This is a genomic window from Fusobacteria bacterium ZRK30, from assembly GCA_024628785.1.
Taxonomy (GTDB): domain Bacteria; phylum Fusobacteriota; class Fusobacteriia; order Fusobacteriales; family Fusobacteriaceae; genus Psychrilyobacter.
The window spans coordinates 2,149,687-2,162,416 of record CP102405.1 but is presented as its reverse complement, the minus strand read 5'-3'; the positions used below and the strand labels follow the sequence as shown (position 1 = coordinate 2,162,416).

Genomic DNA, 12,730 nt, shown 5'->3' with positions numbered 1-12,730 from the left:
AGATGTATAAATTAATAATATTATTATTGACAATATTTGAAGCACAGATAACATATATGACCTTTTATTTAGAAAATTTAAATTTTTTAAATTTTTTAATCCTACATGGGCTGGTAGCTCTTGTTTTATTTTTTTATCATCAATACAATAAAAAGGATGCTTTTATCTATAATAGATTAGCTGTTGCGGTTCCCTTTGCAGGGATATTTCTCTATTTGATAAATGTAGTTTTCTCAAAGGAAAAAGATTTTAATATAGTAGATGAAGTTTTTGATTTTGAAAAGTATTTAGATGAGAAAAATTTTTTAAAAGAGGTAGATATTAGTAAGGAATTAAAATTGATAAGTGCTGTAGATACTATGGATGTTAAAAGCAGAAAAGAAAAGAAAGATTTTATAATAAAATTTAAACCGGAAGATATAAAAGTCCGGGTAAGGATGTTGAAGAAGGGTCTGGTTGATAAGGATATAGAGGTAGTCCATTATTCAGCAATTGAATTTAATCAATTATCGGAGAGATTTGATAAACAATTGAGAAAGTATAAAAAAAGATATAGTGGATCAAAAAAAGAAAAAGATTTTGATGATTTGATTGTATTTTATGAAAATTTTTTGAAAAGTGAGATATTAGAGGGAGATATTTTAAACCTGCATAGGGAACTATATATAAAAATTTTAGAGGAAAGAATAGAGAATGACAAAAGACTAAAAAATTATACAAAACTTTTAAATATTTATTTAGTTACAGAAAGATATGATCAGGTAGAGAAAGAGTGTAAAAGACTTTCTAAAGTAAAAGAAAATAATTTTGAAATATATATAATTTTAACAAAGTTATACTATGAAAGCAAAAATTTAACAGGATTGAAGGCTATCAACCGCAGGTATAAAGCAGAAGAAATTATGATGTCAAAGGAAGTAAAAAATATATTTAAAATATGCGGAATAGAGGGGTAAAAAAATGAAGAGACAGGTGATATGTATAATAGCAGAAGGTAGTTACCCCTACGTAGTTGGAGGGGTATCTAGTTGGATCCACCAATTGATAAATGGACATCCAGAAAAAGATTTTAAGATATTATCTATTTTACCGAGTGAGAAGGAGGAAGGGAAAGTAAGGTATAAACTGCCTTCAAATTTATTGGAAGTCCGGACTATATATCTTGCAGATATATATGAAGATAGGGTGGTTAAAAAAAAATTCATGAAATATGATGAAAGAGAGGAGGATGTAATATCTAGATTTATAAATATGGAATTATCCGATGACACCAAAAAAGCATTAGAACTTATCAGCAATAAGGAAAAAAGCAGTGTTTTTGATTTTACAACAAGTGACTTTTTTTGGAAGAAGATATGTTCTAAGTATAAAAATGAGTATACAGAAAAAGAATTTAATAACTTCTATTGGTCCTATAAATCGGTCTTTATGTTTTTAATGAATGTTTTGCAGAATGAAATCCCGAAAGCTGATCTATATCATTCAGTTTCAACTGGATATGCAGGAGTACTGGGAGTATTAGCTAAGATTAAATATGATAAACCCTATTATTTAACGGAACATGGGATATATGCAAGGGAAAGAGAGGAAGATATAATTAAATCTCATTGGGTAGGGGATGATTTTAAAAAGATATGGATAGATTATTTTTATTTTTTATCAAAAATTGCATATAAATATTCCGATAAGATCATATCTCTTTTTAAATATAACAGCGATCTGCAGATATTATTTGGAGCACCTAAAGAAAAAACTTTTGTAGTTTCAAATGGAGTAGATGTCGATTATTTTTCCAATATAAAAAAAGAAAAAACTGAAAAGTTTGTTGTCGGTTCTATTTTGAGGGTGGTACCCATAAAAGATGTAAAGATGATGATAAAGGCTTTTAAGATCGTTACAAATACTATAAAAAATGCAGAACTATATCTTATAGGTCCCTATGAAGAAGATCAGGATTACTATGAGGAATGCATGGAATTAATAGATGATTTAAAATTAAATTCTCGGATAATCTTTACCGGGAGAGTAAATGTGATGGATTATCTAGGGAAGCTGGATATTTTTTTACTTTCATCTATATCAGAGGGGCAACCCTTATCTATGCTGGAAGCTATGTCAGTTAAGTTACCTATTATAGCTACAGATGTAGGAGACTGTCGAGGTGTATTGACTAGTCATAAAGAGATAGGGTGTGCAGGTGTAATAGTTCCCCCGACATCTTATACAGCAATGGCAACAGAAATCATAGCTCTTTATAAAAATCAAACCAGATTAAAATTATTAGGGGAGAGAGGGTGTGAAATAGTAAATAAATATTATCGAGCAGATCAATTTTTAAATATATATACTAAACTATATGAGGAAGGGTGGGGTTAATATGGCTGGAATAGGTTTTGAGCTAAGAAAATTATTCTACGATGATGATTCTTTTTCAGGGTATATAAAAGCGGTAACATTTTCTACTTTTATCTCAGTAGGACCATTTATAGCAATGGTATTGTCTATAAATATATTGATTTTAGTATCGAAATTAGTTTTTAATAATCCTTCGGAACAACTGTTATTTATAACAACACTGGTGTATAGTTTTATTTTTTCCCAGTTAATAAGCTTCCCATTTCAATTTTTTGTAACCAGGTATATATCTGACAGGTTTTATGAAAAGGAATATAAGAGGGTAAGGCCATCATTTATAGGGATCAGTAAAATAATAATAATATTGTCGTTGATTTTAGGAATAATGTTTTTTGGAATGAAAGAGCTGCCCTTATATTATAAATATCTGTCAATAGGGATACTTATAACTTTATCACTCTTGTGGACCATTACAACTTATATAAGTATACTAAAAGATTATGTATATATATCAAAAATATATTTTTATTCAACTATTTTATCTGTGATAGTATTCTTCATTACGACTAAATACCCCATTATGTTTTATGAACATAGGGTAGCAGGAAATATGCTGGTCTCCTTTTTTATAGGAATCTTGTTTTCGCTGCATATGCTGACAAACTATTTTTTCAGTATATTCAGAGAAGGAGAGGGGGGAGAATATGAGTTCTTGGGATATTTAAAAAATTATTCAAGTTTATTATTTACAGGTTTATTTTATATTTTAGGGACCTGGTCTCATATAATTATAAATTGGTTTTCACCATGGGCTGTTAATATAGGGTATGGCTTTAAAGTAACTTTACACTATGAAAATGCTGTATTTTATTCGTTTTTACTGACAATACCCAGTATTGTATTTTTCGTAGTATTTATTGAAACAAGATTTTTTGATATATATCAAAAATATTATGCACTTACTCTAAAAAATGGAACTTTAGATGACGTAGAAAAAGAGAGAAAAAAAATGCGTAGAAAGTTGTATAAAGAGATATTTTATGCCCTGCAAATACAGATTTTTATTACAATAACAGCGCTTTTATTTTCCAGGTATTTTATTATTTATTATGGCGTACCTGCAGAATTGGTAGAGATATTTAAAATTGTTTCTTTAGGTGCAATAGCGAATATATATATAATAATCCTAATTTCTATTTTCTTTTATTTCAATGCACTAAGAAGTGCACTAAAAGTTACAGGGTTGTTTTGTTTCCTAAATACATTTTTCACTCTAGTTTTTATAAATTTTGGGGAAAAATATATAGGATTTGGCTTTTTCTTGGGATCTGTAATATCAGTATTATATGCTCTGCAGCTTTTTGATAAAGTTATAGACAGGTTGAATTATACAACTTTTTATTCTCAAAATTTTGCACTAAAACATAGTGGGCGATCACTATCAAAAATAATAGGTAAGATGAATCATGGAGTTAGTTTGAGGTGGAAAGAGAGATATCTTAAAGTAGGTTTATCAGTGTCGGTTTTTTTATTGATAATCTTTAGTTATCAAATTTTAAAATAAATTTTGGAAGTGAGATCTTATGAAATATAAAATAACGATAGTTATAGGTGTAATAATATTTATGACAGGTTGTAGTAGTTATGATAAAACAGGATTTAATGGGACTACTAAACGAAACTGGCATTCTATGGGATTTACAGACAAGGAAGGTTATGATATAAGCGGATACAGTGATGAAGGATACAACCGGGAAGGGTATGACAGATATGGTTATGATATAGAGAGTTACGATAAAGATGGATTTGATAAGGATGGATATAACCGGGAAGGATATGACAGAAGAAGATATAGAAAAGACGGATGGAATGATGAAGGGTGGAACAGGGAAGGGCTGAATAGAGACACCGGAACTAAATATGATAGATACGGATGGTCCAGGGATTATAAGAATGAAAAGACAAAAACAAACTATGATGAGTATGGATGGTCATATTTTGGTATAAATAAAAAAACAAAGACCGAATATGATGAAAAAGGATATACAATAGGTGGAATAAATAAAGAAACAGGAACTAAATATAATAAGAATGGGTGGTCTAGAGAGGAGCTGAATAAAGAGACTAAAACAGCATATGATATAGATGGTTACAATATCTATGGATATACAGAAGATGGATATAACAAATATGGTTATAGCAGAGAAGGTTACGATAGAAAAGGATATGATAAAAAAGGCTATGATAAAAAAAATTATAACAGAGAAGGGTATAATAAATATGGTTATGACGAAGATGGCTATAATAGAAAAGGCTATAACAGAAAAGGATATGATAAAAATGGATACGACAGAAACCACTATGATAAATATGGATGGAATGATGAAAAAAATAACAGGTATACAAAGGGGTTATATGATAAAAAAGGCAGAACTTTTGATGAATTTTACAGTAAAATAAGGAGACCGGTAGTCTTTGTTCCTAACTCCGATATATATGTAGGAGGATATGATGAAAATGGATATGACCGCGATGGCTATGATAGAAAAGGCTATAATAATCTTGGGTATAATCGACAAGGATATGATAGTGATGGATACAGCGAAGAAGGTTTAGATAAAGATGGTTTTAACAGAAAAAAAGTATATATAGGTGAAAAATAGAAGACTAGCAATAAAGTTATTAAATAGGTAAAAGGGTTGTGAATTCACAACCCTTTTTTATTTAGTGGAAAAACATTTTGGGATATAGTTAATAGAAAGTTTATCGGTATATGGGTTGGTAGACAGATAGACTTCTACACCGAATACTTCTTTAAAATTTTCTTTGGATAAAACTTCAGCAGGAGTACCGATAGCTATTATATTTCCCTCCTTCAAAAGGATAAGTTTATCACAGTATGTAGCTGCAATATTCATATCATGGATTGCAGAAAACATAGTTATATCTAAAGATTTCATAATATCCATTATCTCTAATTGATATTTAATATCCAAATGATTTGTAGGCTCATCTAAGATAAAGAAATCATTTTCCCCTGCAATGGCTCTGGCAATCATAACTCTTTGTTGTTCTCCTCCAGAAAGACTGAGAAAACTTCTGTTTTCAAAGTGAGATAACCCTACTTTATTCAAAGCATCTTTGGCTATCTTTAGATCTTTTTTTGATGTTGAGGAAAACATGGAAGAATGAGCATATCTTCCCATAAGGACAATATCGATGATGGAGAAATCAAAGTCTCCCCCTGAATGCTGTGTAAGGGTGGATATTTTCGTTGCTAACTCCTTAGAGGAAAAATCATCTATAGAGGTATTGTCGATGAATATACTGCCATTGGTAGGAGTTAGTATATTGTATATATTTTTTAACAGGGTAGATTTACCGCATCCGTTGGGGCCTATAACGCCGACGAATTCCCCTTTTTTTATCTGGAAATTTATATCCTTTAAAATTTTCGTACTATCTATTTCAAAACTTAGGTTTTCAATTTTTAATTTCAAATCTATCCTCCTTTTTTCACTTTTTTTGTTACGAATTACACAAATTTTAGATTTTTTTCTGGATGCAACGTCACGTTGCTTATTTATTAAAATTATAGATACTCTTTTTCATGATCCATAAAAAGAATGGTGCTCCTAAAAACGATGTAACAATCCCTACTGGAAGTTCATTGGGAGACATCACTACCCTGGAAAAGGTATCGGCCAGAGTAAGAAAAAAACCACCTAAAAATATAGATACCGGGATAAGAACTCTATGTTTAGAACTTGTTAATTTTCTTGAAATATGGGGGATAATAAGACCAATAAATCCTATTACGCCACTTATGGAAACTAATATCCCTGTGAGGAGGGTAGATGTAAGAATAATTATAATTCTTATCTTATTGGTGTTGACACCTAAAATCTTGGAACTTTCCTCTCCTAAAAGAAGAATATCCAATTCACGATTAAAAAACATAGTTATTCCAAAGACAATTAGGAGTAAGACAGTTAAAATATAGATAGATGACCATTTAGCTCCACTCAAACTACCAACAATCCAAAAGAGTGCTGTATACAGATCTCCATTTTGGGCAGAGAAAGTTATAAAAGTAGTGATAGACGAAAACATAGAGGAGATAGCGATACCTGTAAGAACCAGTTTGGTAGAACTATAATTACCACCTATGTTAGCAATCCTAAAAACCAAGACCGCAGCTGTTACAGCACCTAGAAATGCCATAAATGGAGTACCTAAACCACCAATATTGATACCTATAATAAGGGATAAAACTGCACCTGTAGAAGCTCCACTGGAAACTCCTAAGATATATGGGTCAGCCAGAGAATTCTTTGTAAGGGCCTGCATGAGAACTCCAACCAAGGATAATCCTCCTCCTACTAGGAACGCCAAGAATATACGAGGTAATCGAAGTTTTAATAAGATTGTTTCTAAATTTTGATTCCAAGTGACATCGAAAAAATTGTGAGTTGTAATGGAATTGATAAGAATTTTTAGTGTAATCAAGGGATTTACCTTTATGACACCGCTGGATAAGGCGAAGATTATGGTTAAAATTCCTAAAAGTAGGAAAAGAAGAAAAGTTTTTAATTTCATGGGAGGTGCTCCTTTTTTATAATATTATACTAATATTAAGATAGATTCATAAAAATGTCTAGAAATTCTTTTTCAATAACTCCTTAATCTTAATCTGTCACCTTCTTTTAGTTTTTTTTAACCATACCTTAGTGTTGTTTTAATAATTGACATAAAATATAAATAACATACTAAATATATATGATTAATTTTCTTTAATAAAAGTTTAATATCTTGACATTTTTTTATGGAATTTGTAAACTAAGAACGAAGAGAATTATAATGGGGAAACTAGTGCGAATCTAGTACAGCCTTCACTACTGTAAAAGTGGACGAAACTATCATTAACCACTGGGAATTATTTTCTGGGAAGGGATGGGAGTAGGAGGAAACTAAGTCAGGATACCTAATCTGGAAAAGGAGAGAAAGAGATGATAAAAAGAGCAGGGGTTTTAGCCCTAATTTTAGCGTGTACAGTTTATGCTAATGATTTAAATGAGGATCAGTTTTTTGAAGAGAGCGGAGTAATAAGATTAGAGGAAACAACTATATCCGGAGACGGGTTTGAGAATACAATAAGGGACACACCTAAAAATATTACCATAGTTACTGCACAGGATATTAAAGAAAGCGGAGCTAAAAATGTAGTAGAAGCTGTAAAATCAGTTCCCGGAGTAAAAGTAAGTGAAGGTACAGGGAAAGCAGGAGTAATCGATATCCGTGGACAGGGAGCAACTGCAGTACAAAATACAGCTATTATTGTTGATGGTATAAAGATGAATAATATGGATATGTCTGGGTTTAATCTATATAATATTCCTATTGAAACTGTAGAGAAGATAGAGATAATCCCAAGTGGGGCATCTGTAATCTACGGAGATAATACTGCTGGAGGAGCTGTAGTAATTACTACTAAGCAAGGAAAAGCTAAAGACTATATGACTCTTCAAACAGAAGCAGGTTCATATAATCAACTAGATTCAGGTTTTGGATTTGGAACTACAGCAGGAAAGTTTAAAATTTTTGGAAATGCTGCTAGAAAAAATACAGACGGATACAGGGAAAATGGATTCTTAAAATCTGATGATGTAATGATAGGAACAAAATATCAGATAAATGATGCCAATTCTTTAACATTAAAATATGACTATCATAAGGATTATATGGGATTTCCTGGGTCGTTAAATGAAGATGAGGTAAAAGAAAATCCAAAACAAACAAATTCATCTGATGACTGGGGGAAAAATGAAACTCATAGATTTGATTTAGGATATAATTATAAGAAGGATAATTTAGAAATAACTAATAATATGAATTATTATATCAAAAATTATAATTCTTTTTATGGATTTGATAATGATACAGCTAATATCTCGAATTATTTTAAATTAAAATATAATACAGATAAAAATAAATTTATAACTGGTTTTGATATTTCTAGTGGAAAACTTGAAGAAAATGCTTATTGGAATCCTCCTTCTTCTTGGACTAAAAAAGAAAGCTATGGTTTATTTATTCATGATACGTATAGTATCACTAATAAACTAGACTTAATTGCAGGAGGAAGGTATCAATATACTGAATTTGATTATAATGGAATTACTACAGAGGATGAAAATTATAATAACTATGCTCATGAATTAGCTTTAAATTATAAATATTCTGATACAGGTTCAACATTTGTTTCTTGGAGTACAGATTTTAGAACTCCTGCAACAGATGAATTAACATATACAAATCCGAATAAAAATTTTAAGCCTCAAACAGGACAAAATTTAGAAATTGGAGTAAAGGATTATATTTGGGATACTTATATTAGTTCTTCACTGTTTTATAAAAGAGTAGAAAATGAAATTTATCTTGATGCGAGTGATAAATCAGGAGGTTACTATGGATCAAATGTAAACTATGAGGATCCAAATAAAAAAATTGGGTTTGAGTTATTGGCTGAAAAAAAATTCATGAAAAAATTAACTTTAACTACATCTTACTCATACTTACAGTCAGAGATTGACGGGGGAGAAGATAAGGGGAATAAAACTCCGGGAGTATCTGAAAATAAGTTCTCTTTAGGAGCCAAGTATGATTTTACAGAAAAATTAAAATCTAATTTAATATTAAACTATGTGGGAGAAGCATACGCTCACGGAGATTTTGCAAATGAACAGGAAAAAATAGATGCTCATCTAACGTTAGATTTAAATATGTCATATAAAATAAATGATTCCTTTGATATCTACGGGGGAATCAAAAACCTAACCAATGAAGAGTATTATGAATATGCGGGGCACAAGTCAACAACAGGATATTATTACTATCCAGCACCGGAAAGACAATACTATGTAGGGTTCAGATATACAATGTAATATAAAAACCTCAGAAATTTATTTTCTGGGGTTTTATCTATTTACCCTTTCAAAGTATATAAATCATAGATTAGGAGTAGAAGAGATAAAAGTTTATGAAAATTAAAAATAAAAAAGTTTGACAAAATAAAAATTAAATTATATATTAATTGTAATAAAATTTAAAGAGGAGATAGAGATGATTAGATTTACTTGGTGGTGGAAAAGCGATAACTCAACAAATAAAATAGCTTTGACACGTGGACCAGGTTTAGGTAATAAATCAATCTATTAATTTTGATATATATAATTTAATTTTTTTAAAATTAACAGCCTGTTCACTATGAGCAGGTTTTTTTGTTATATTTTTCTAAGGGAAAGCCTATTCATAATGAGTGGGCTTTTTTTTATATAAATTTATAGATGAATCAGGTAAAAAAGTTAAAAAAGGAGGGACAAGATGGAGAAGAAAAGGCAGATGAAAGTTTATACAAAGGTAGTAGCAGGAGACACTGAAACACCGGTAACTATCTTTAAAAAGTACGTAGGAGACAGGGTGGGGCTGCTCCTAGAAAGCAGGGACAATGAAAAAGGCAGGTATTCATTTATAGCTAAAAATCCATTTAGAAGATTGAAAAGTTTTGGAAGTGAATATGAGTTAGATGGTGAAAGGATAAAAAAAGATGGAAAGAAGTTTATGGAAATTGTAGAGGGATATATAAAAGAATATTCTTTAGAGGGTAAGGAAGGGATATATATCGGAGGAGCCTACGGGACCATAGGATACGATATGATCAGAGAATACGAAAAAATATTGGATAAAAATCCGGATAATATTGGAACCCCAGATTCAGATCTGATGTTTTTTAAAGAGGGGATTGTATTTGATCACTTTCATCAGCATCTGATATTTACAGTAATAGAGACTTTGGATAGAGAGGGGAAGTTAAAAGCAGATATTAAATTTATAGAGATGGAAAAAATATTAGGAAATAGTATAGATGTGAAATTAGAACCTAAAAAAGAGAGGACAACTGAGGGGGAGTTAAAAGGTAATATCACAAAGGAAGAGTTTATGAAAAATGTAGAGAAAGCACAAAAATATATCTATGAAGGGGATATATTTCAGGTGGTTTTGTCCCAGAGGTGGGAGATGGAAACAAAGGAAAAACCATTTGACCTATACAGAAAATTGAGGATTACAAACCCGTCGCCATATTTATTTTATATAAACTTTGGAGATTATCAGGTAGCCGGAAGTTCCCCTGAGATGTTGGTAGAAGTAAAGGAAGGTAAGATCTATACCTGCCCAATAGCAGGGACAAGGAGAAGAGGGGAAAATCTGGAAGAGGATAGAATTTTGGCAGAAGATCTAATAAATGACGAAAAGGAAGTGGCAGAACATGTGATGTTGGTGGATCTGGCCCGGAATGATGTGGGGAAAGTTTCAAAGATAGACAGTGTAGAAGTAACTCAATTTATGAAGGTACAAAATTATTCTCATGTGATGCACCTGGTTTCATTAGTTGAGGGGGAGAAAAAAGAGGAAGAAACAAACTTTTCTGTACTCTCTTCTATCCTGCCGGCAGGAACATTATCAGGTGCTCCAAAGGTAAGAGCTATGGAGATAATAGAGGAATTAGAAAAAGACAGAAGGGGAATATATGGAGGAGCAGTGGGATATTTTTCCTATGGAGGAAATATGGATACCTGTATAGCCATCAGGACTATGGTTATCAAAAATGAAAAGGTATATTTGCAGGCAGGGGCAGGTATTACAGGAGATTCTATTCCGGAGAATGAATATGAGGAGTGCAGAAATAAGATAAGAGCTTTGGTAGCAGCACTTAATAGATAAGAGGAGGGATTTATGATAATTTTAATAGATAATTACGATTCATTTACATATAACCTATACCAGTATTTAGGAAGGTTTGAAAAGGATATAAGAGTTTTTAGAAATGATGAGATAAGCGTGGAGGAGATAGAGGGGCTAAACCCAGATAAGATAGTTATATCCCCGGGGCCTAAAACTCCTAAGGAAGCAGGGATATGTATAGAACTTATAAAAAAGTTGTATAAAAAATATTCTATCCTGGGGATATGCCTGGGACACCAGGCTATAGGAGAAGCATTTGGAGGAACGATATCCTATGCCAAGGAGACATTTCATGGAAAAGCTTCTAAGATTATTCATTCTGAAGATGGAATATTTGGTGATATAACCCAAAACACACAGGTAGCGCGGTATCACTCCCTGGCTATTATAGAAGAAACATTAAATAAGGAGTTGGAGATAACAGCTAGAACTGATGATGGGGAGATAATGGCTGTAAGGCATAAAAAATATGAAGTTATAGGATTACAATTTCACCCTGAATCTATTTATACCCCTGAAGGGATGAAGATGATAGAAAATTTTGTTGTAGGAGGAAGTGTATGATCAAAGTTATGGATAAATTAATCGATGGTGAAAACCTTACAGAATCACAGATGACCTATGCAATGACAGAAATAATGGAAGGCAGAGTCAGTGAAGTTCATATAGCCAGTTTTTTAACAGCTCTAAGGGTAAAGGGAGAAACACCGGAAGAGATAAGTGGCGGAGCTAAGGTTATGAGGGAGAAAGCGATGCCGATAGAGTTAGGAGATAGATATACTGTGGATACCTGTGGGACAGGGGGAGATGGTGCAGATACATATAATATCTCTACAGCATCTGCATTTGTAGTAGCTGCTGGAGGAGCGGCAGTAGTAAAACACGGTAACAGATCGGTATCCAGTCAATGTGGAAGTGCAGATGTATTGGAAACTTTGGGTATAAATATAAACATAAGTTTAAAAAGGATAAAAGAGTGTATAGAAAAGATAGATATTGGATTCTTATATGCTCCTGCCTTTCATAGCTCTATGAAATATGCAGCAGCAGTTAGAAAAGAGCTGGGGTTTAGGACAATATTCAATATGCTGGGACCCCTTACAAATCCTGCTAAAGCTAATGGACAGGTATTGGGAGTATTCCATGAAAATTTAACCGAACTTATGGCAGAGTCTATGAAAAAAATAGGAACTGAACATGTATTGGTTGTTCATGGGATGGATGGAATGGACGAAATAACAATAACCGATAAAACTAAAATAAGTGAATTAAAGGATGGAAAAATTAACACCTACTATATAGAACCAGAGGATTTTGGGATAGAAAAAAGTCTTAAAGAGGAGTTAGAAGGGGGAACTCCTAAAAAGAATGCAGAGATAGTAAGGGGGATATTTAAAGGCAGTATTGGAGGAGCCAAAAAAGACATATTGATTTTAAATAGTGGAGCAGCTCTCTATGTAGGAAAAAAAGCATCATCTATTCAAGAGGGAGTAGAGATGGCGAGAGAGATAATAGAAAGCGGAAAGGCTCTTACTAAATTAGATGAATTAATAGAAATGACGAATAGATAAAA

At 31.9% G+C, this 12,730-nt stretch carries 10 protein-coding genes and 1 riboswitch; of the genes, 8 read left to right on the top strand and 2 right to left on the bottom strand.

The annotated features are described in order from the left end of the window. Window positions 1-2 precede the first annotated feature (2 nt). From NRK67_15500 to NRK67_15485, 4 genes are read left to right on the top strand one after another with little or no spacing between them, the layout of a single operon-like run. The gene (locus NRK67_15500; protein UUV18674.1) at window positions 3-956 is read left to right on the top strand and encodes a hypothetical protein; all 954 of its coding nucleotides are present in this window, start codon (window positions 3-5) and stop codon (window positions 954-956) included. Window positions 957-960: 4 nt separating this feature from the next. Then, window positions 961-2,376: a GT4 family glycosyltransferase PelF gene (gene pelF / locus NRK67_15495; protein ID UUV18673.1), complete on the top strand. Its 1,416-nt coding sequence runs from the start codon at window positions 961-963 to the stop codon at window positions 2,374-2,376. 1 nt (window position 2,377) lies between these two features. Next, window positions 2,378-3,919, top strand: a complete 1,542-nt coding sequence (pelG, locus tag NRK67_15490; protein UUV18672.1) for an exopolysaccharide Pel transporter PelG — start codon at window positions 2,378-2,380, stop codon at window positions 3,917-3,919. A gap of 19 nt (window positions 3,920-3,938) precedes the next feature. After that, complete coding sequence (locus NRK67_15485; protein ID UUV18671.1) at window positions 3,939-5,018, top strand: hypothetical protein; 1,080 nt, start codon at window positions 3,939-3,941, stop codon at window positions 5,016-5,018. Between the two features lie 57 nt (window positions 5,019-5,075). Here the strand turns inward: NRK67_15485 and NRK67_15480 are convergent, their stop codons facing one another. Continuing rightward, on the bottom strand, window positions 5,076-5,855 hold the full coding sequence (locus tag NRK67_15480) for an ABC transporter ATP-binding protein (protein UUV18670.1): 780 nt from the start codon (window positions 5,853-5,855) through the stop codon (window positions 5,076-5,078). Window positions 5,856-5,934: 79 nt separating this feature from the next. Next, a complete protein-coding gene (locus NRK67_15475) occupies window positions 5,935-6,954 on the bottom strand; it encodes an iron ABC transporter permease (GenBank protein UUV18669.1) in 1,020 nt (339 codons plus the stop codon). A gap of 221 nt (window positions 6,955-7,175) precedes the next feature. After that, window positions 7,176-7,362, top strand: a riboswitch (cobalamin riboswitch). Between the two features lie 2 nt (window positions 7,363-7,364). Here NRK67_15475 and NRK67_15470 point away from each other — a divergent pair. The 4 genes from NRK67_15470 (at window position 7,365) to trpD (ending at window position 12,728) form a co-directional block, all read left to right on the top strand. Next, entirely contained in the window at window positions 7,365-9,299 is a 1,935-nt protein-coding gene (locus tag NRK67_15470; GenBank protein ID UUV18668.1) for a TonB-dependent receptor, read from the top strand. 439 nt (window positions 9,300-9,738) lie between these two features. Further along, on the top strand, window positions 9,739-11,136 hold the full coding sequence (trpE, locus tag NRK67_15465) for an anthranilate synthase component I (GenBank protein ID UUV18667.1): 1,398 nt from the start codon (window positions 9,739-9,741) through the stop codon (window positions 11,134-11,136). 12 nt (window positions 11,137-11,148) lie between these two features. Then, window positions 11,149-11,721 carry an aminodeoxychorismate/anthranilate synthase component II gene (locus tag NRK67_15460; GenBank protein UUV18666.1) on the top strand — a complete coding sequence of 191 codons (573 nt, stop codon included), beginning with the start codon at window positions 11,149-11,151 and terminating at the stop codon, window positions 11,719-11,721. Beyond that, window positions 11,718-12,728, top strand: a complete 1,011-nt coding sequence (gene trpD, locus NRK67_15455) for an anthranilate phosphoribosyltransferase (GenBank protein UUV18665.1) — start codon at window positions 11,718-11,720, stop codon at window positions 12,726-12,728. The genes NRK67_15460 and trpD overlap by 4 nt, the downstream gene beginning before the upstream one ends. The last annotated feature ends 2 nt before the right edge of the window (window positions 12,729-12,730 follow it).

Coding starts and splice junctions, on each gene's coding strand:
- NRK67_15500 (UUV18674.1), top strand. CDS start 3: ATGTATAAATTAATAATATTATTATTGACAATATTTGAAGCACAGATA.
- pelF (UUV18673.1), top strand. CDS start 961: ATGAAGAGACAGGTGATATGTATAATAGCAGAAGGTAGTTACCCCTAC.
- pelG (UUV18672.1), top strand. CDS start 2,378: ATGGCTGGAATAGGTTTTGAGCTAAGAAAATTATTCTACGATGATGAT.
- NRK67_15485 (UUV18671.1), top strand. CDS start 3,939: ATGAAATATAAAATAACGATAGTTATAGGTGTAATAATATTTATGACA.
- NRK67_15475 (UUV18669.1), bottom strand. CDS start 6,954: ATGAAATTAAAAACTTTTCTTCTTTTCCTACTTTTAGGAATTTTAACC.
- NRK67_15470 (UUV18668.1), top strand. CDS start 7,365: ATGATAAAAAGAGCAGGGGTTTTAGCCCTAATTTTAGCGTGTACAGTT.
- trpE (UUV18667.1), top strand. CDS start 9,739: ATGGAGAAGAAAAGGCAGATGAAAGTTTATACAAAGGTAGTAGCAGGA.
- NRK67_15460 (UUV18666.1), top strand. CDS start 11,149: ATGATAATTTTAATAGATAATTACGATTCATTTACATATAACCTATAC.
- trpD (UUV18665.1), top strand. CDS start 11,718: ATGATCAAAGTTATGGATAAATTAATCGATGGTGAAAACCTTACAGAA.